Genomic DNA, 16,023 nt, shown 5'->3' with positions numbered 1-16,023 from the left:
GCTCACTTTCGGATCGGGAATCACATCGAACGGATGCGCAGGTAGCGACGGATGTCGGGGATCGACTTGATCCCGACCGTCACGGCGACGACCGCCACGGCCGCGGCCGCTCCGGCGGTGATGATGCCCAGGGTCTTCACGATCGGTTCTCCTCTCGGTGCTGCGCCGTCTCCTCGACGCTCAGGGGTGTCAACTCGTCGGGCGCGAAGTAGAAGTAGCGGCCGTACCAGTCGTGCAGGTCCGACGCGGGGTCGTCGACGAGGACCAGGGCGATGTGCGTACCACCGTCCACGTCCGAGAGAACCTCGGTCACCCGGGCCACCTGGCCGGCGAAGAACAGATCCTGAGCGTCCGCCCGCCGGGAGGGGTGGACGCGGACCAGGCTGCCGCCGGCCACGCGGACCCCGTCGATCACGACCGAGTCGCTCCCGGGCCGTACCGAGGCGTCGGCGGCCGGGTCCCACCAGGGGGCGCCCGCGGTGTCGAAGGCGGCGGGCCCCGCATCCCGGTTGTCGGCCGCCGGGCCCACGGGGGCCGCGGACCGCGGCGGGTGCGGATCGCGCAGCAGGCCGTGCAACTGCTGGAGGCCGGCGGGCGACATGCCGTCGCACCGGTCGATGATCTCCCGGGCCCGGGGGTCGGTGGCCCTGGCCTCCGCCTTCTCCTCCTCCGTCATGGTCATCACGCGGAGGGTCAGGATCTCGTCGATCTCGGTCGAGTCGAACAGAGCTCCGGGGCTCTGCTCGGCGACCTCCGGGTAGTCGTACAGGATGATCGGCGCACCGAGCAGCGTGTCCTTCGTCCCGTTCGGTCCGGCCAGCACGGGCCAGCACCTGTGCTGCCGGCAACGGCCGGCGGCCGCTGCCGCCCCGGCGGGCGGTTCGAGCAGCGAGACGAACTCGGCGTCGTGTGCCCGCAGCAGCAGATGCGCGCCGATCAGCGAGGACCGGATCGCGGCGTCCTTGGTGGCCGCGGGCTCCGGATGCTCGTTGCGCACCGCCACCGAAAGGCGCGTGTATCCGTTGTCGACGACGGATACACGCACGCGGACCCGGACCGCCAACGGCAGCCGCCGTCGCACGATCCGGCCCACGACCACGCCCCGCGCGTCGGTCACCGGCTCGGTGTCCGCGCCGCCCGGAACCTCGTGGACGGTGTCCGCCACCTCGCCCAACGGAAGTTCGGCCAGCACGACTTCACGCTCGACGGCCTCGTCCCAGGACATCACCGACTCCCCGTCGACGGTGAGCTGCTCGACCGGCACGTCCACCCCGTCCTCGCCGATGCTCCGCACCTCGCGGACCTGGAGCTGGAGGAAGCGCAGCTGCACGGTGACGGCCGCAGGCCCCTCGTGCGGTGCAAGCAGGCACTGCATCTCCATCTCCGGCTCCTCGCCGAAACTCGCCGCCGTGGCGCGCGGCGGACCGAGGACCCCGAACTGCCAGCGCGACCGGTTCTTGTGCGAGCTCGCCCGGTAGGGGTACAGGAGGTATCCCTCGTACAGGACGGCGTCGGCGATCGAACGCACCTGGTCAAGACTCACAGGACCACCCCGTCGTGCTCGTGCTCGGCCAGGAGGGCCTGGACCGTCTCGTCCCAGCTGATCAGCCCGCGCCGGGCCCGGAAGTCCGCGAAGCGTGCCAGCACCTCGTGGTCCAGCCGGATCCACCCGGTGTTCGGGTAGTGCGCCGCCACCATGCGTCGCCAGACCTCGACCGGCATCGGGTGCCGGGCCTCGCAGCCCCACGGCACCTGCTCGACCCCGAAGCCCTTGCTGCCACGGGTGAAGACCGTGCCGGAGAACATCAGGGCGAGGGGCACTGAACCCTCGCCCAGGGCGTGCAGATAGCGGGAGCCGGTCACGTCGAAGTCATACGTGCAGGGCAGCGCGAGATCGACCTCGGTCGCACCGCTGAATCCCTGCACGGTGGTGTCGCAGCTCATCCACTGGAACGGCTTCAGGGTGTCCGTCCAGCGGTCCCGGCCGCCGAACAACGCCACCAGACCGCTCTGTTCGGCCTCGTCGTAATGGCGCCGCTGCGGTTCGATGCGGACCTGGCAGTGCAGCGCGATGGCGTGGATCCGCCGGCCCGTCCGCTCCTCGATCCGCAGCCGCGCGGTCAGCTGCGGAGCGGCCGCGTACGGCTCGGCGACGACGTCGAGCACGGAGAACGCGAAGTCGTTCACGGCGCCCCGCTCCCCGTGGCGGGCCGGCTGCGGTCCGCCACCTGTGCGAAGAAGCCGTCCATCGCGGTACGGGCCTCGGGCCCGCCGTCGAACCCGCGCCACAGCGTGCGCAGTTGGCCCACCAGTTCGTAGCAGGCGTCGATCGGCACCAGATGGCACGAACTCTCGTTCTCCGCCGTACGCCGGATCAGCAGCGCCTCCACGTCCGGACGCAGCACGGCGAGTTCCGGGCTCGACTCGACGACGGTCGCCCAGGCGTCCAGCGGCAGTTCCGACTCGGTGGCGCCGGCGGGCCCGGGGTAGAACGCAACCATCCGGTCCTGGGCGGAGTTGCGGAACAGGAAGGCGAGCCCCACGGGAATCTGCAACTCGTCCCAGGCACGCCCGTCCACGGTCAGCCCGGCGAAGTTCAGATAGCGCTCGGGGACCGCCCGGTAGCGCAGCTCCGCGTTCTCGTCGGTGAACAGCAGATAACAGGCCCGGCAGCCGCACATCAGGGCACGGCTGTCGAGGTTCACCACATGGGGGTGGTTCTCGCCGATCGGTTCCGCGCACATCTCGCAGCGTTCACCGGCGGGCGGCCGCGGCCGGTTGCGCGTGAGCCGCAGCAGGGTGGAGACCGGAGAGACGGAACGGCCGGCGGCGATCACGGCGCCACCGCCGCGGGGACCGACACCGAGACCGAGGCACCGTCCGACAGCAGGGGCAGCGGGGTCAGGTGCACAGGGTCCCCGTCGAGGCAGACCCCGGCCCGCCGCACGTCGTAGTGCGCCCGGCAGCCGGCGCAGCGCAGGATCGCGTCCCCGGACCGACCGCCCAGTCGCCGCGCCAGCGTGGCACCCTCGAACGGCCGCTCGCAGCGCGCACACCGGTCCTCGAAGGCGAAGAGATCCGTGCCCACCCGGCAGGCCACCATCTGCATCGCGCCGACACCGACCCGGGCCACGGCGCCGGACTCCAGTCCCGACAGCTCGGGCACGACCTCCCACGACGCGCCGTCGCCGGCCGTCCCGTGCTCCGCGTGCAGCCGGGCGAACAGCGAGTCCACCGGTACCAGCGGTCCCGCTGCCCCGGCGTCCTCGTCGGCCGGGGTCTCGACCTCGATGGAGGTGATCTCCGGCGCCGCCGCCTCCACAGCACCCTGCACGGCCAGTTTGAGCGTGACCGAGGACGACGGGCAGCCGTCACAACTGCCCAGCAGCCTCAACCGGACAGTGCCCTCGTCGGTGACGGTGAGCAGTTCCACATCACCACCGTGCGAGCCCAGATACGGTCGTACGCTCTCCAGCGCCTGCTCGACCCGGGTCTCCACGCCGTAGGGATGCAGCCCGTGCACCAACAGGACGCCGGCCACCAGCTCGTCGGCGGCCAGGGCGGCCAGGACGTCGTCGTCCAGCCGCCCCTGCTCGTGCACGAGGCCGAGCAGCCGTTCCAGCCCGGCACCGTAGAAGTCGGAGACGAGCCGCACCAGTTCCTCGCTGCGTTCGCGGGCGCTCGCGCCGCCCGAACCGCTGGCGGCGATCAGCGCGTCGATGCGTTCACCGGTCGTCCGCCAGGGCGTGGCCGAGGACTCCTCCCGCGCCATCACTCACTGCCCGCGGACTGGGTGGGGGAGTGCAGGAGTTCCAGCTTCTTGCCCTCGCCGAGATACATGTGCACACCGCAGGGCAGACAGGGGTCGAAGCTGCGCACTGTGCGCATGATGTCGATGCCCTTGAAGTTCTCCCGGTCGTTCTCCTCGAAGATCGGCTGGCCCTGCACGGCGTCCTCGTAGGGGCCGGGTGTGCCGTAGGTGTCGCGGGGGCTGGCGTTCCATGGAGTCGGCGGGTACGGGTGGTAGTTGGCGATCTTGCCGTCCCGGATCACCATGTGGTGGGAGAGCACACCGCGGACCGCCTCGGAGAACCCGCAGCCCACGCCCTCCTCGGGCACCTCGAACCTCTCCCAGGTCTTGGTGTTCCCCGAGCGGATCTCCGCGAGCGCCTGCTCCGCGAAGTGAAGCGCGCAGGCGGCCGCGTAGGCCTGGAAGTAGCTGCGTGCCCGGTTGCGCTCGATGGTGTTGCTCCACTTGGGGACGTGCCACTCCAGCTCCACCGGCCCCTTGAGGGCGGTCTTGGGGAGGTTGATCTTCACGCTGTGGCCGGTGGCCTGGATGTAGCCGATGTCGACCAGACCGGCCAGCGCGGTGGTCCACAGCCGCGCGAGCGGCCCGCCGCCCGTGTCGAGCGCCAGATAGTCCTTGCCGTCGAACCACCGGGGCGACATGACCCAGCTGTACTTGCCGTCCAGGTCCCGCTTCTGCGGCTGCGGGTTGGTGTGCTGGTTCCACGGGTGGCGCCGGTCGACCGGATTGCCGAGCGGATCGTGGGAGACGAAGGTCTCCTGCTCGTCCCAGTCGTTGTAGTACGACGAACCGAGCAGGATCCGGATGCCGAGGTTGATCTTCACCAGGTCGGTGGTGACCAGCTTCCCGTCGACGACGACACCGGGGGTGACGTACATCTTCCGGCCCCAGTCGGTCATGTCCTTGTATTCGAAGTTGCAGTGCTCCGGGTCCTGGAAGGAGCCCCAGCAGCCCAGCAGGATGCGGCGGTTGCCGACCTGCTCGTACCCCGGCAGGGCTTCGTAGAAGAAGTCGAAGAGATCGTCGTGCATCGGCACGACCTTCTTCATGAACTCGACGTACCGCTGGAGGCGGGTGATGTAGTCCGTCATCAGCTGGACGGTCGCCACCGTGCCGACCCCGCCGGGATAGAGCGTGGAGGGGTGGACGTGCCGGCCCTCCATCAGGCAGAACATCTCCCGGGTCATCCGGCTGACCTGGAGCGCCTCGCGGTAGAACTCGCCGGTGAACGGGTTGAGCGATCGCATGATGTCGCCGATCGTCCTGTATCCGTGTGCGTCGGCGTGCGGGGAGGGGGTGCGGTTGGCCTGTTCCAGCACCCCGGGGTTGGTCTCCGCGACCATCTTCTCGCAGTAGTCGACCCCGACCAGGTTCTCCTGGAAGATGTTGTGGTCGAACATGTACTCCGCGGCTTCGCCGAGATTCACGATCCATTCACCGAGGTGCGGCGGCTTCACCCCGTACGCCATGTTCTGCGTGTAACAGGAACACGTGGCGTGGTTGTCACCGCAGATTCCGCAGATGCGACTCGTGATGAAGTGCGCGTCCCGCGGATCCTTTCCCTTCATGAAGACCGAATAGCCCCGGAAGATGGAGCTGGTGCTGTGGCACTCGGCAACCACCTTCTGCTTGAAGTCGATCTTCGTGTAGATACCCAGGCTGCCGACGATCCGGGTAATGGGATCCCACGCCATTTCGACCAGGTCGTTCTTGCCCTGGCCGCCTTTGGCACCTTTGTGCTGAGTCGCGGTCATTGGCCGCCTCTTCTTTCTGTCCGTTGCGTTGGTCTACGGGGGCACTCACCAGGTGCGTGTGGCGCCGGTCGTGAGTTTCCTGCCGGGCCTACGCCATTTCGGTTCGCGGTCCAGGGCGTGGGTGGTGAGTCGGCGCAGCCGCCGAATCGTCGACCCGTACAGCCCGACCGCGTTGGTCGAGAGCTTCCCGCCGGGCGGCTCGTCCATGAACGGCATGAACTTGTCCGGGAACCCGGGCATGGTGCAGCCGATGCAGATGCCACCGACGTTGGGGCAGCCGCCGATGCCGTCCATCCAGCCGCGCTTGGGCACGTTGCACTTGACCGCGGGGCCCCAGCAGCCCAGCTTGACGCTGCACTTCGGCGAGTCGTACTCCGTCGCGAAGTCGGCCTGCTCGTAGTACCCGGCCCGGTCGCAGCCCTCGTGGACCGTCGACCCGAACAGCCACGTCGGCCGCAGCGCGTCGTCGAGCGGGATCATCGGTGCCTGGTCGGTGGCCATGTAGAGCAGGTAGGTGAGCGTCTCCGAGAGGTTGTCCGGCTGGATCGGGCACCCGGGGACGCACACGATCGGGATGCCGTCCTTGGACTTCCAGCCCCAGCCCAGGTAGTCGGGAACCCCCATTGCGCCGGTCGGGTTGCCCGCCATGGCGTGGATGCCGCCGTACGTCGCGCAGGTGCCGGCCGCGACGACCGCGGTCGCCTTCGGCGCCAGCCGGTCGAGCCACTCGCTGGTCGTGATCGGCTGGCCGGTGGCGGGATCGTTGCCGAACCCGCACCAGTAACCCTCGTCGTGCAAACGCTCGTTGGGAATGGATCCCTCGACCACAAGAACAAACGGTTCCAGTTCTCCGCGATCGGCCTTGAAGAACCATTCGAGAAAATCGTCGGAACCGCCGTTCGGGCCGCACTCGAAATCGATGAGCGGCCAGTGGACGGCGACCTGCGGAAGTCCCGGCAGGGCGCCGAGGGCGATCTCCTCGATGCTCGGCTGCGTGGCGGCGGTCAGGGAGACGGAATCGCCGTCACAGCTCAGTCCTGCGTTGATCCACAGCACATGGATCAGTGTGTCCTCCGCCTTTACCGCTTCCTCTGTCGGCATGGCAGTGTCGCCTTTCAGGATGACGGCCTACCGGCCATCGGCCCCCACAGGTGGCTATGCGCACATTGCTACCATCACGCCTCGATTCGCGGGCACCGGCAACAGGGGAATTCGCCGCTCCGCCTTGTCACCGGGGGCCGAATGATGGCATGCGGTCGGCCGCTCGGGTGATACGGACGGGGGACCGGTCCCGTCGGGCGGCGCCACGGTCCTTCCGTGGCCCTACGGTCGGATCCACCTGCGGAAGGACGAGGCACCGGTGCACGAGCTGGCCATCACACAGAGCGTCGTCGACGCGGTGTGCGAGCGCGCCGGAGGGCGTCCGGTCCGATCGGTCCGTGTCCGCGTCGGCGTGCTCACGGCCGTGGTGCCCGACTCGATGCGGTTCTGCTTCGGCCTGGTCACGGAGGGAACGGCCGCCGAGGGGGCGCAGTTGGAGATCGACCAGCCGCCCGGCGCCGGCCGCTGCCGTACCTGTGCCGTCGAATTCACCCTGACCGACCTGATTCTGTTGTGCTCCTGCGGCAGCGCGGATGTGGAGATCACATCGGGGCAGGAACTGCAGATCGTCTCCATGGAAGTGGGCTGAACCATGTGCGGTACCTGCGGCTGTGCCGAGGAGTCCGGTGGGACCAGGATCGTGATGCTGAGGGAGGACGATGCACCGGACCACGGACATCCGCATCCGGACCCGCACCCTCATCCGCACGGGTGTCGTCGGCCGAGCGGAGCCGGTGAGACCGTCACCGTCGAGCAGAAGGTACTCGCCAAGAACGACCTGCTCGCGGAGCGCAACCGGACGTGGATGACCGGTCGCGGCATCGTGGCCGTGAACATGATGAGCTCGCCGGGCGCAGGCAAGACGACCCTGCTGGAACGTGCCGTCACCGATCTCGGCGGCCGCCGGCCCGTGGCCGTCGTCGAGGGCGATCAGGAGACGAGGCTCGACGCCGACCGGATCAGGGGTACGGGCTGCGCCGTGGTGCAGGTGAACACCGGGGCGGGGTGCCATCTCGACGCGGAGATGATGCGGGAGGCCCTCACGGCGCTGTCCCCGGCCGAGGGCTCGCTGCTCATGGTGGAGAACGTCGGAAACCTGGTGTGCCCCGCCCTGTTCGACCTGGGGGAGCGCAGCAAGGTCGTGATCATCTCGGTCACCGAGGGTACGGACAAGCCGCTGAAGTACCCGTACATGTTCGCCGTCGCCGACCTGGTCCTGATCAACAAGTCCGATCTGCTGCCCTATGTGGACTTCGACGTGGAGCAGTGCGCGCAGCACGCGCGCTCCGTGAACCCGGACGTGCGTGTGCTGACGGTCTCCGCGACCACCGGCGAGGGCCTGGCCCACTGGTACGACTGGCTGACGGAGCAGCAGTAGCCGCTCCGTCGCCGCACCGTGGTCAGTCCCGGGGGGACGGGGGTGGCGGGACCGCGGTGCCGGACGCGGGGCGCTCCTTGCGGACGAAGGCCCGGCGCAGCTCGTGGTACGGGTGGTGCGGGTCCGCGAAGATGCGGTGCATGCGGACGAGTTCGGCCTCCCGGTACGGGGTCAGGTCGACCCGGTCCCGCTCCGACTTCTTCGCGTGGATCCGGGACTGCGTCGCGGGCAGGGCTGCCAGGCGAGTGGCAAGGGCGCCGACTTCCGAGTCGAACGACTGAGGGGCGCACGGGATCACCCTGTCGATCAGCCCGAGCCGGTGGGCCGCGGTGGAGCTGACCGGCAGGGCGTCCCGCATGAGCCGGTCGGCCGCTGCCGCGCCCACCCGCCGCGGCAGCGTGTACGTCCAGTACTCCGATCCGTACAGTCCCATCAGTCGGTAGTGCGGATTGAACACCGCGCCCGCCCTGCACCACACCTCGTCGGCGGCGAGGGCCAGCATCACGCCGCCCGCCGCGGCGTTCCCGGCCAGGGCGGCGACGACGAGCCGGTCCGTGGAGGTCAGCACCGCCTCCACCAGGTCGTCCATGGCATTGATGTTGGCCCAGGACTCGGCGCCGGGATCGGCCGCTGCTTCGATCACGTTGAGGTGGATGCCGTTGGAGAAGAAGTCCCGGCCGCCGCCGACGACCAGCACCGAGGTGGGCCGGGAGCAGGCGAACCGGTAGGCGCGCAGCAGGCGTTGGCACTGCGCAGTGCTCATCGCGCCGCCACGGAACGAGAATGACAGGAAGGCCGTCCCGGCCTCCTCGCGATAGCCGATCTCGGACCAGGTGTTGTCGTCCCCGGTGCGGTGCAGGGGAGCCGGCCGCTCGGGTACGCCGGACAGCCTCCCGGCCAGCGCCGAGGTGGCGGGGAGCTTGAAGGTGGCCGGGCCGCCCGGCGCCCGCCGGGGCCGCAGCTCGGGGATCCACACAGCGCCGTCGGTGGTCGCCCGGCAGATCGCGCCGTCCCGGGTGGCCACCACATCCCCCGGACGCCCGCCCGGCCGGGACTCGGGATACCCGCCGTGCAGGAACCACTCTCCGCCCAGGAACTCGTCGAGCACACCGGGCTGGGAGTCCGCCGCCCTGAGTTTGCGGACCACCGTCGCGGTGGAGTCCGACTGCCAGTCGATGCGGCGCAGCGACTGAGGGAACAGAGGGCGGCAGCGTTCGCCGTCTCCGGGGGCCTGCGGCGAAGGGGTGTACGTCCCCGAGGCGAAGCGTCCGACCGCCAGGAGCACCGCCTCCACAGCGGCGTCCGAGACCTCGTTGCGGTACAGGTCGCTCTTGCCCACAGGGGGCAACGGACAGGCCACGGACGCCCAGACGTCGCCCGCGTCCATCTCCGCGTTCGCCTGAAGCACGGTGACGCCCCAGCTGTCCGCTCCCTCGTGGACGGCCCAGTCCAGCGAGGAGGGCCCACGGTCACCGACCGGCCCCGGATGGACGACGAGACAGGTGTGGACCGACCAGACGTCCCTCGGGATCGCGGTTTTCAGGTACGGCGCCACGACAAGGTCCGGGCACTCCCGGCGGACGGCTTCCCGGACGGGGTCTTCCTCGTGCGCGAGCTGCACGGCAACGGAGTGCCCGTGGTCCCTCAGCTCCGCCTGGACACGTTGGGTAAGGCTGTTGAAGGCGCTTGCGACAAGCAGGATGTGCACGGCGATCTCCCGGTGGCTGCGGTCCGTCCTGACCGAGCGTGAGCGTGGACGCCTGCTGAGCGGGACTCACTCGGCGGGAACAAGCCGGCAATTCACTCGAAGTGCACACAGCGGACGGGGAGCCGAGGCGCCCTGCTCCGGTCTGCCATGTGAAGAGCTCGCGCCCGCTACCCTGACGGTGGCCTCAACGGAACTTGACGGACACGAATGTGACCATGTCAACCGTCAGGTACGCGGTCGGCTCTGCCGCCCCCGAACTCGTCGGACTCCACTGCGGCCATTGCCGCCTTGGCGCGTCCGCTGAGCCGCGGCAGTACCCAGGCATGCGGATCGGCCTCCTTGAGGTGATGGAGGGAACGCTGCCTCGCGTACTCGCGGAGGTCGCCGAGCGTGCCGTGTCCGCGAGGAATTCCGGTACGCCACCCGTACCGACGACGGGTTGGACCTGTAGATCGGCCAGTGGGCCGTTCGGCGGCCGCCGGGCGTCCGCTGAACGGCCGCAGAGTCGGTGAGGAAGCGGTCTTCCAGCGAGGCGCGGGCCGAGAGGAGCGCGGTACCCCACTTCCATCCCGGTCGACCGCGTCGAAGCCCCGGTAGGGGCAGTTCGTCGCCGCAACGGTCGGCCGGGCCCACCGGGGCGCTGTTGGGCAGCGCGGACCGTGCCCGCAGGGCCGCGGACACGGCCGACGACAACGGCCCTGCCGGGGCAGTACCGGCTTGTTGCGGTTCTCGGACATCGCGCTTCCCTCCGGCCGTTCGGGTCCGAGCAACCGCATCCATCATCGATGCTCGTCGTGTGTGCGGATCCCCGCATCTCCAGCGCAGTGCGGCGACTGCGGACGAAGGCTGTCCGGTGCGGGCAACGGCAAGGATTCCGGTCGGGGCAGCTGCCCGCTGAGACCTGAAAGAAAGCCCTATATCATGAAGTAGCGCCTTTGGTGCAAGAAGGGGAAATGTGCTGCCTCCGTCTACGGAGAGTGACCATGGCCGCAGCCGAAGAAGACGAGACCCGGCGCCCCGGGCAGCCGTCCGGTGGAAAGGCGGCGAGGAGAGCCGAAGGCTCACGGGACTCGGGACGGACGAACCGAACCGAACGGAAGGGCCGTGGCGTGTCGGCGCCGCAGGCCATGCGATGTGCGGCTGACCAGTTGCGGGAGCTGCTGGGACGGGCTCCGGAATCGGTCTCGGCCATCAGGCCCATGGATGAGGGCTGGCAGGCGGACGTAGAGGTCCTGGAGCTGGAGCGTGTGCCCACCACGACGAGTGTGATGGCGAGCTACCGGGTCCGGCTGGACGCGGAGGGCGAGCTGGTGGAGTACGAGCGCACCCGCCGCTACACGCGGGGCCAGGTGGACCGCGGTGGCTGACCGTGAAGACCTTCGGTACATCCGACAGAAGAGCGACATGGCGGTGCCCCGGCCAGGGGAGCCGCCGAAAGGAGGCACTTCATGACTGTGGTGCCGCAAGGCGGAGGAACTCTCGCCCCGGGCGGCGGAGGCTCCGGCAATCTGTACGACATCCTCGATCTGATCCTCGACCGCGGCCTGGTCATCGATGTCTTCGCGCGCGTCTCCCTGGTGGGCATCGAGATCCTCAAGGTCGACGCCCGCGTGGTCGTGGCCAGCGTGGATACCTACCTGCGCTTCGCGGAGGCGTGCAACCGCCTCGATCTGGAAACGGGGCGCAAGGCGCCCTCCCAGCTGACCGATCTGGTCGGAGAAGTGACCGAGGGCGGTGCGCACGGCAAGGCGAAGGGCGCACTGACCGGGGCGGCCGAAGTCATCGGCGACGCCCTCGCGCGGGGCCGGGGGGACGACGAGGAGGACGAGGACGCTGAAGAGGTCGAGGAGTTGCGGGAACGGCCGAGGCGCCGCTCCGCCGCTCGGCGCCGGAAGGAGTGAGCCGTGGCCGTGTATGTGTACACCATCGTCGCCAAGGAGCATCCACAACGCCTGGACGGCATGGTAGGAGTGGGTGACCCGCCTGCAGCGCTCCGGACGGTGCGTACGGACGAGCTGTGCGCGGTCGTCAGCGACGCCCCCGAAGGACTTCGGCCGAAACGGCGGGATCTCGCCGCCCACCAGGCGGTACAGGAGCACCTGATGGGCGACGGAACCGTTCTTCCGCTCCAGTTCGGTTTCACCACGACGGACGACGACGCGGTGCGCACCGTCCTGGAGGAGCGGGGTGACTGGTTCCTCGGACGCCTCCGGGCCCTGGACGACTGTGTCGAGTACAACCTGAAGGCGAGCCAGGACGAGAGCGCGCTGCTGCGGCAGATCCTGGGCGAGTCCGAGGAGGCGCGCAGGCTCAACGACGCGATGAGGAGTGGCCGTCACAGTCCGGAAGTCCCGCTTGCGCTCGGGGAACTGGTGGCCGGTGAAGTCGAGGTCCGGCACAGCCGCACGGCCGACGCCATCGTGGACGCGCTCTGCGGCTTCGCACAGGAAAGGCATGTGTCGCCGCCGGCCGGGGACGACTTCCTCAATGTTTCCTTCCTGGTGAACCGGGAGCAGGAGAAGCCCTTCCGCATCGCCGAACAGGAGCTCGCCCAGGAGCTCGGCCCGGACTACGACCTGCGGCTGCGCGGGCCCCTGGCCGCGTACAGCTTCGTCCAGGAGACGTGATGGGAGTACTCACTCAACTCGTCACGCTCCCGCTGGCTCCCGTGCGGGGGGCGGCCTGGGTGATCGAGCGTGTCGTCCAGGCGGCGGAGAACGAGTACTACGACCCCGGGCCCGTGGAACGGGAACTCGCAGCCCTCGAACGGCGGCTCCTGGCGGGGGAGATCGACGAGGAGACCTTCGACCGGCGCGAGGACGAACTGCTGGACCGGCTGGACGAGATCAGAGCCCGTGGCCGGGGCAGCGGCGGCTGAGCCCGACGCAGCGTCCTCCACCCGACGAACCGCAACCGGGCGCATCCGCCGATGTGCCGGAGCAGCAGGAATCGAGGTGCAGCCGTCGTGACCGAACCCGTTGCCAGGAGGCTGGGCGACGTGCCGTCCCGGTCGTCCTCCTACGGACCGTACGCCCAGGGATCCTCCGCCAACCTCGCGGACATACTGGAACGCGTCCTGGACAAGGGCATCGTCATCGCGGGCGACATACGGATCAACCTCCTGGACATCGAACTGCTCACCGTCAAACTGCGTCTGCTGGTCGCATCGGTGGACAAGGCGAAGGAGATGGGCATCGACTGGTGGGAGCACGACCCGTCGCTCTCCTCCCGTGCTCACGAGGGCCACCGCTCCCTCATCGAGGAGAACAAGCGCCTGCGAGCCGAGATCGAGGCCCTGCACCAGGGCACGGAGGTGGGCACGGACGAGGTGTTGACGGACGGAGCGCGGGAGATCTCCGACGCTGCCCGCCGTACTTCGCCCGGCGAGCAGGACCGGCGACGGGTCGAGGAGCGGGGTGAACCATGACTGTCGCCATCAGCTACGCCTACGCGGTCGCCCGCGACGACGGGGCGCTGCACGAAGCGCTGACGGGCGTCTTCGGAGTTTCCGGGGCGCCGGTGCGCCTGGTGCGTACGGAGGACTGCGACGGCCTGGTGGTCGCCGTCAGCCCGGTTCCCTCCAACGACTTCGACGAGGAGTCACTGCGCAGACACCTTGAGGACCTGGACTGGGTGGAGCGCACCGCACGGGCCCACCACCGGGTGGTCGAGGCACTGGCCGGACGCACCACCGTCCTGCCGCTTCGCCTGGTGACGCTCTATCGTGACGACGAGCGCGTGCGTTCCGCTCTCGCGGACGGCTGCGACGGGTTCGCCTCCCGTCTCGACGAGCTGACCTCCCGAGCCGAATGGGGGGTCAAGGTCTTCGTCGACGAGCCGTCCTCGGGAACTCCGCAGGACCCGCCGGCCGCGGAGCTGAGTCCCGGCCGGGCCTACCTCAGCCGTCGAAGGGACCGACGGAACGCCCGTGAGGACGCCTACCGCCGAGCCGGGCAAGCCGTGAGCCGCATCGAGTCCGCTGCCCGGGCCCACGCGGTCGGGCGCGTCAGACACCGCCCGCAGCAGGGCGCCCTGGGGCCCAGGACGGGTCAGAACGTCAGTAACGACGCCTACCTCGTGCCGCTACGGGACGCGGAGGACTTCCGGGCCGAGGTGGCTCAGGCGGCGGACGGCTTCACGGGCGTGCGCGTCGAGATCACGGGCCCGTGGGCCCCGTACTCCTTCGCCGCCGCGGACCTGCCGCAGGGCCGCACGGACGCCGCCCCATGAGACCGGTGGACGGACCGCCGGTACCGGACGAGGAGCCGCTCCCCGACCGGCAGGTGGCGCTGATCGACCTGCTGGACCGATTGCTCGCCGGCGGTGTCGTGCTCACCGGGGACATCGTGCTGTCCATCGCCGACATCGACCTCGTCCGTATCTCCCTGCGTTCGCTGATCGTGTCCATCAGTGAAGAGAACCTCAGCCCGTGGAACGCGCTTCCCGCCCGCAGGAGACCATGATGAACGGTGACCGGCGTATGTCCCGTGGTCGCTTCGAGGAGATCTCGGAAGCCGCCGACCGTGCCCTGCGCGCCCTTCCCGCCACGAAGAGGAACGCCCGAAGCGGCCCCCGGCCGCCGGCCCACCGGGTGACAGCGGACCCCGACACGGTCGAACGCGACCTCATCAGACTCGTGCTCACCCTCGTCGAACTGTTGCGGCAGCTCATGGAACGCCAGGCTCTGCGCAGGGTCGACGCGGGAGACCTCACGGAGGAACAAGAGGAGCGACTCGGAGCGACGCTGATGATCCTGCACGACCGCATGACCGAACTCTGCGCTCAGTACGGCCTTTCGATGAGCGACCTCAATCTGGACCTCGGTCCACTCGGAAACCTGCTGCCGCCCACCGAGTGACCGGCGGGGGCCGCGAGGTTGACCGCTGCGGCCCGCTCAGGGCAACCGTACGTGCACCGTGCTGTCTTCGGCCACCCGCACACCGAAGACAGCCTGTGGCGCCATGCGTGTGCCACTGTCAAGTGTCGGGAGGGGCCCGGCTCACTCCGTCGGCGGGGAGTCCAGGACGATTCGTCGAGCAACCTCAGGCGTGCGCCGGTGGGCCCGAGGACTCATGCCTCCTCCTCGTCCTCGTCCGCTGCGTCGTCCGCCTCCCATTCGCCCTCCGTTTCCGCTTCTTCTTCGTCCGCCTCTTCGGACTCGTCCTCGTTTTCGTCCTCGACGGCCTCCTCGTGGGTGCGCACCGTCTCGCCGTCACGGATCTCACCGCGCCAGCCCTCGGGCGGTTCGTCGCTGAGGGTGACGTGGCGCTGGAAATGCTTGAGGTCCAGGCGCAGTCTTCGACCCTGCGCGCGCCAGAGGTTCCCGGTCTTCTCGAACAGTCCCGACGCGTAGTACTCGACCACCAGCACGATGCGTGTCAGGCCGGGGGTCAGCTCGTGGAAACTCACAGCGCCTCGCGTCGTGCCCTTCGCTCCCTCGGACGTCCAGACGATCCGTTCGTCAGGTACTTGTTCCTGTACCGTCGCCTTCCACGCCCGCGACGAGGGGCCCACTTTGACCTTCCAGTCGCTTGTCGACTCATCGGCCGACGAGACGTCGCGAACCCCCTTGGTGAAGCCACTGAACTTTTCGTACTGCGTCCAGTGGTCGTAGGCGGTGCGCAGCGGAACGCCCACATCGATCACTTCGATGATGTTGGTGACCTTCCGGTCGCCGTGCCCCTTGCCACCGCCACCGCCGAGAGCGGTCCCCGCTGTGTTCATGAGCTTGTCCTTGACGTTCGTCGCCACCCCGGACAGCGCCGCCTTCAGAGGGGATTTGCCGCGCAGGAGACCCGCTGCGACGTGCGTGAGCGTTCCGCCGTCTGCCGCGGCGTCGGTGAGCCGGTCCGTCACGTCGAGCAGCTTGTCGCTCGTCTGCTCCGCCAGGATTCCGATGCGGGCCGCCACGTAGTCGGCCATTTCGTCGCGGAGCCGGTCGAGCCCCGAACCCGCAGTTTCCTGTGCCAGCTTTGCCATGATCGGTCACCTCCCGTGCTCGGCGCGTGGTGAAGCCTTCTTGCGGGTGGCAGGGGCTTTCTGCCGCGAAGGGGTCTTTCCGGTGGTCTTCTTGGCCGGGCGCTTGTCGGAAGGGGCCGTTTTCCCGGCCGTTCCTTGTCGGCGGTCGCCCCCCTGCCCGTCGTTCCCTGTGCGCCCGGCAGACTTCTTCCCCGAGGCCTTGCCGGCCTTCTTGCCACGTTCCGCTCTGCCCCGCGCCTGGGAGGCTTCTGCGGCAGGCTCCTCCTCGGGCTCCTCCTCGGGCTCCTCCTCG

The 16,023-nt window shown here is 69.2% G+C and carries 20 protein-coding genes and 1 pseudogene; 10 read left to right on the top strand and 11 right to left on the bottom strand.

Features of this window, described 5'->3' with window-relative positions; genetic code table 11:
* Nucleotides 1-20 precede the first annotated feature (20 nt).
* From IE107_RS36140 to IE107_RS16930, 7 genes are read right to left on the bottom strand one after another with little or no spacing between them, the layout of a single operon-like run.
* Entirely contained in the window at nt 21-140 is a 120-nt protein-coding gene (locus IE107_RS36140; RefSeq protein WP_373302457.1) for a DUF6893 family small protein, read from the bottom strand.
* On the bottom strand, nt 137-1,543 hold the full coding sequence (locus IE107_RS16955; RefSeq protein WP_189544608.1) for a hypothetical protein: 1,407 nt from the start codon (nt 1,541-1,543) through the stop codon (nt 137-139). Before IE107_RS16955 ends, IE107_RS36140 begins: the two co-directional genes overlap by 4 nt.
* Nucleotides 1,540-2,187, bottom strand: a complete 648-nt coding sequence (locus tag IE107_RS16950; protein ID WP_189544607.1) for a DUF6084 family protein — start codon at nt 2,185-2,187, stop codon at nt 1,540-1,542. The genes IE107_RS16955 and IE107_RS16950 overlap by 4 nt, the downstream gene beginning before the upstream one ends.
* Entirely contained in the window at nt 2,184-2,837 is a 654-nt protein-coding gene (locus IE107_RS16945; protein WP_229867004.1) for a DUF5947 family protein, read from the bottom strand. Before IE107_RS16945 ends, IE107_RS16950 begins: the two co-directional genes overlap by 4 nt.
* Entirely contained in the window at nt 2,834-3,772 is a 939-nt protein-coding gene (locus tag IE107_RS16940) for a NifU family protein (protein WP_189544606.1), read from the bottom strand. Before IE107_RS16940 ends, IE107_RS16945 begins: the two co-directional genes overlap by 4 nt.
* Complete coding sequence (locus IE107_RS16935) at nt 3,772-5,565, bottom strand: nickel-dependent hydrogenase large subunit (RefSeq protein WP_189544605.1); 1,794 nt, start codon at nt 5,563-5,565, stop codon at nt 3,772-3,774. Before IE107_RS16935 ends, IE107_RS16940 begins: the two co-directional genes overlap by 1 nt.
* A gap of 45 nt (nt 5,566-5,610) precedes the next feature.
* Complete coding sequence (locus IE107_RS16930; protein WP_189544604.1) at nt 5,611-6,666, bottom strand: NADH-quinone oxidoreductase subunit B family protein; 1,056 nt, start codon at nt 6,664-6,666, stop codon at nt 5,611-5,613.
* Between the two features lie 259 nt (nt 6,667-6,925).
* Here IE107_RS16930 and IE107_RS16925 point away from each other — a divergent pair, with 259 nt between their 5' ends.
* Together IE107_RS16925 and hypB are read left to right on the top strand one after the other, a co-directional pair.
* Entirely contained in the window at nt 6,926-7,255 is a 330-nt protein-coding gene (locus IE107_RS16925; RefSeq protein WP_189544603.1) for a hydrogenase maturation nickel metallochaperone HypA/HybF, read from the top strand.
* 54 nt (nt 7,256-7,309) lie between these two features.
* Nucleotides 7,310-8,044, top strand: a complete 735-nt coding sequence (gene hypB, locus IE107_RS16920; RefSeq protein WP_229867003.1) for a hydrogenase nickel incorporation protein HypB — start codon at nt 7,310-7,312, stop codon at nt 8,042-8,044.
* 22 nt (nt 8,045-8,066) lie between these two features.
* Here the strand turns inward: hypB and IE107_RS16915 are convergent, their stop codons facing one another.
* Nucleotides 8,067-9,752, bottom strand: coding sequence for an enoyl-CoA hydratase-related protein (locus tag IE107_RS16915; RefSeq protein WP_189544601.1), 1,686 nt, complete (start codon nt 9,750-9,752; stop codon nt 8,067-8,069).
* A 218-nt stretch (nt 9,753-9,970) separates the two neighbouring features.
* A complete protein-coding gene (locus tag IE107_RS36135) occupies nt 9,971-10,489 on the bottom strand; it encodes an iron-containing redox enzyme family protein (protein WP_373302456.1) in 519 nt (172 codons plus the stop codon).
* A gap of 246 nt (nt 10,490-10,735) precedes the next feature.
* Here IE107_RS36135 and IE107_RS16905 point away from each other — a divergent pair, with 246 nt between their 5' ends.
* The 8 genes from IE107_RS16905 to IE107_RS16870 all read left to right on the top strand — a co-directional run bounded on the left by IE107_RS16905 (nt 10,736) and on the right by IE107_RS16870 (nt 14,610).
* Nucleotides 10,736-11,119: a gas vesicle protein GvpO gene (locus IE107_RS16905; RefSeq protein ID WP_189544600.1), complete on the top strand. Its 384-nt coding sequence runs from the start codon at nt 10,736-10,738 to the stop codon at nt 11,117-11,119.
* 81 nt (nt 11,120-11,200) lie between these two features.
* Entirely contained in the window at nt 11,201-11,653 is a 453-nt protein-coding gene (locus IE107_RS16900; protein WP_189544599.1) for a gas vesicle structural protein GvpA, read from the top strand.
* Between the two features lie 3 nt (nt 11,654-11,656).
* Complete coding sequence (locus tag IE107_RS16895) at nt 11,657-12,379, top strand: GvpL/GvpF family gas vesicle protein (protein ID WP_189544598.1); 723 nt, start codon at nt 11,657-11,659, stop codon at nt 12,377-12,379.
* Nucleotides 12,379-12,630, top strand: coding sequence for a gas vesicle protein GvpG (locus IE107_RS16890; protein ID WP_189544597.1), 252 nt, complete (start codon nt 12,379-12,381; stop codon nt 12,628-12,630). The genes IE107_RS16895 and IE107_RS16890 overlap by 1 nt, the downstream gene beginning before the upstream one ends.
* Before the next feature lie 87 nt (nt 12,631-12,717).
* On the top strand, nt 12,718-13,179 hold the full coding sequence (locus IE107_RS16885) for a gas vesicle protein (protein WP_189544596.1): 462 nt from the start codon (nt 12,718-12,720) through the stop codon (nt 13,177-13,179).
* Nucleotides 13,176-13,982: a GvpL/GvpF family gas vesicle protein gene (locus IE107_RS16880; protein ID WP_189544595.1), complete on the top strand. Its 807-nt coding sequence runs from the start codon at nt 13,176-13,178 to the stop codon at nt 13,980-13,982. The genes IE107_RS16885 and IE107_RS16880 overlap by 4 nt, the downstream gene beginning before the upstream one ends.
* Nucleotides 13,979-14,215 (top strand): gas vesicle protein, encoded by a 237-nt coding sequence (locus tag IE107_RS16875; protein ID WP_189544594.1) that lies wholly within the window; start codon nt 13,979-13,981, stop codon nt 14,213-14,215. The genes IE107_RS16880 and IE107_RS16875 overlap by 4 nt, the downstream gene beginning before the upstream one ends.
* Nucleotides 14,215-14,610, top strand: coding sequence for a gas vesicle protein K (locus tag IE107_RS16870; RefSeq protein ID WP_373302458.1), 396 nt, complete (start codon nt 14,215-14,217; stop codon nt 14,608-14,610). The genes IE107_RS16875 and IE107_RS16870 overlap by 1 nt, the downstream gene beginning before the upstream one ends.
* Before the next feature lie 212 nt (nt 14,611-14,822).
* Here the strand turns inward: IE107_RS16870 and IE107_RS16865 are convergent, their stop codons facing one another.
* Nucleotides 14,823-15,731: an SRPBCC family protein gene (locus tag IE107_RS16865; RefSeq protein WP_189544593.1), complete on the bottom strand. Its 909-nt coding sequence runs from the start codon at nt 15,729-15,731 to the stop codon at nt 14,823-14,825.
* Between the two features lie 6 nt (nt 15,732-15,737).
* Nucleotides 15,738-16,023 (bottom strand): annotated as a pseudogene (locus IE107_RS34945) (hypothetical protein); the annotation flags it as partial.

Source organism: Streptomyces gelaticus (genome assembly GCF_014649535.1).
Classification (GTDB): domain Bacteria; phylum Actinomycetota; class Actinomycetes; order Streptomycetales; family Streptomycetaceae; genus Streptomyces; species Streptomyces gelaticus.
Note: the sequence above shows the minus strand (reverse complement) of the source record. Positions and strands in the feature narration are given on the sequence as shown.

What these genes read in the sequence shown, in the direction of transcription:
- IE107_RS16935 (WP_189544605.1), bottom strand. Translation starts at nt 5,565, where the DNA reads ATGACCGCGACTCAGCACAAAGGTGCCAAAGGCGGCCAGGGCAAGAAC.
- hypB (WP_229867003.1), top strand. Translation starts at nt 7,310, where the DNA reads ATGCTGAGGGAGGACGATGCACCGGACCACGGACATCCGCATCCGGAC.
- IE107_RS16875 (WP_189544594.1), top strand. Translation starts at nt 13,979, where the DNA reads ATGAGACCGGTGGACGGACCGCCGGTACCGGACGAGGAGCCGCTCCCC.
- IE107_RS16930 (WP_189544604.1), bottom strand. Translation starts at nt 6,666, where the DNA reads ATGCCGACAGAGGAAGCGGTAAAGGCGGAGGACACACTGATCCATGTG.
- IE107_RS16900 (WP_189544599.1), top strand. Translation starts at nt 11,201, where the DNA reads ATGACTGTGGTGCCGCAAGGCGGAGGAACTCTCGCCCCGGGCGGCGGA.
- IE107_RS16870 (WP_373302458.1), top strand. Translation starts at nt 14,215, where the DNA reads ATGAACGGTGACCGGCGTATGTCCCGTGGTCGCTTCGAGGAGATCTCG.
- IE107_RS16905 (WP_189544600.1), top strand. Translation starts at nt 10,736, where the DNA reads ATGGCCGCAGCCGAAGAAGACGAGACCCGGCGCCCCGGGCAGCCGTCC.
- IE107_RS16890 (WP_189544597.1), top strand. Translation starts at nt 12,379, where the DNA reads ATGGGAGTACTCACTCAACTCGTCACGCTCCCGCTGGCTCCCGTGCGG.
- IE107_RS16880 (WP_189544595.1), top strand. Translation starts at nt 13,176, where the DNA reads ATGACTGTCGCCATCAGCTACGCCTACGCGGTCGCCCGCGACGACGGG.
- IE107_RS16940 (WP_189544606.1), bottom strand. Translation starts at nt 3,772, where the DNA reads ATGGCGCGGGAGGAGTCCTCGGCCACGCCCTGGCGGACGACCGGTGAA.
- IE107_RS36135 (WP_373302456.1), bottom strand. Translation starts at nt 10,489, where the DNA reads ATGTCCGAGAACCGCAACAAGCCGGTACTGCCCCGGCAGGGCCGTTGT.
- IE107_RS16865 (WP_189544593.1), bottom strand. Translation starts at nt 15,731, where the DNA reads ATGGCAAAGCTGGCACAGGAAACTGCGGGTTCGGGGCTCGACCGGCTC.